Genomic DNA, 1,351 nt, shown 5'->3' with positions numbered 1-1,351 from the left:
CTGAAGCGCCCTGGGTCTGATGGAGACTCGCGCTATTTGATTCCGACCAGTTGCTGCGGGCCGGTTTGGACAGCATAGAACGCGTTCTCGAACTCGGCGGGTGCGACGTCGCCGAGGTACCCGTGGAGGCGTTGCGTGTTGTGCCAGTGCACCCAGCCGAGGGTGGCGAGCTCGAGGTCCTCGACCGTCTTCCACGGCCCTGACCGGGCGGGTCCGCGGACGAGTTCGGCCTTGTAGTACCCATTCACCGTCTCTGCTAGGGCGTTGTCATACGAATCGCCGACCGTGCCGATCGACGGGGTCGCGCCGATCTCCGCGAGGCGTTCGCCGTAGCGAATCGACGTGAATTGAGACCCCGCATCGCTGTGACATCGCAGGTCGGCGTGATGGTGGCCTCTGGACCAGCGGGCCATCTCGATCGCGTCGAGAATCATCTCGGTGCGCATGTGTGACGCGACCCGCCACCCGACGATCATGCGGGAGAACGCGTCCACGATGAAGCACACGTACGCGACGCCGGCCCAGGTCGCCACGAACGTCAGATCCGTGTCCCAGAGCCGGTTCGGCGCGGTCGCGGTGAACTCCCGCTGCACCAGATCCGGATGCCGCGCCGACGCCGGATCCGGCCTCGTCGTCTTCACCTTCTTCGACCGACGCGCGCCTTCGGTCCCCGCCAGCTTCATCAACCTTGCGGTCTGGTCGCGGCCGACCATGATCCCTGCCCGCCGGGCTGCCTTCCACAGCTTGCGGACCCCGTAGACCCGGTAGTTGCTCTCCCACAGCTCGACCAGCTGAGGGATCAGCTCCTCGTCCCGCACCGCACGGGCCGAGGGAATGCGGGTCTTCACGGCGTAGTAGCTGCTCGGAGCCACCTGCAACAGTCTGCAGATGAGCTCGACTCCGAGGCGGCGACCGTCGACCAGGTCGCCCTTATTCGCGTCGATGAACGCGACTACTTCCGGTAGTGGCGGTCGAGCTCCGCCCCGAAGAAAGTCGCGGCCCGCTTCAGCACTTCGTTGGCCCGCCGCAACTCCCGGACCTCCTGCTCAAGCTCCCGCGCCCGCTGCGCTTCTGCGCTGCTCACGCCCGGTGTGACGCCATCGTCGATGTCGGCCTGCTTCACCCACATCCGCACGGACTCGACCCCATAGCCGAGCTGCGTCGCGACGCGCTGCACCGTTCCTTGAGTGACGCCGAGCTCCGCGCGCAGCGTCCTCACCATCCGCACCGCGGCGGCCTTCTCCTCGTCCGAGTAGCGACGCGTCGTCGGCTTCCCACTCGCCAGTTCCTTCGGCATAACTCCATCCTCGTTTCCAAGGTCAGGAGCCTCCAACAAACTCAGGGCGCTTCA

1 protein-coding gene is annotated in these 1,351 nt (G+C 66.2%); it reads right to left on the bottom strand.

The features are described 5' to 3' along the window. Nucleotides 1-32: 32 nt before the first annotated feature. Nucleotides 33-1,297, bottom strand: a protein-coding gene (locus C0012_RS15305) for an IS3 family transposase (RefSeq protein WP_232527974.1) whose coding sequence is annotated in 2 segments (ribosomal slippage) — nt 33-994 and nt 994-1,297 — 1,266 coding nt in all. Because the reading frame shifts where the segments join, the coding sequence is not laid out codon by codon here. Nucleotides 1,298-1,351: the final 54 nt, after the last annotated feature.

The organism is Microbacterium suaedae (assembly GCF_003254645.1).
Classification (GTDB): domain Bacteria; phylum Actinomycetota; class Actinomycetes; order Actinomycetales; family Microbacteriaceae; genus Microbacterium; species Microbacterium suaedae.
The sequence above is the reverse complement of the archived record's forward strand: the minus strand, read 5'-3'. Positions and strand labels throughout refer to the sequence as shown.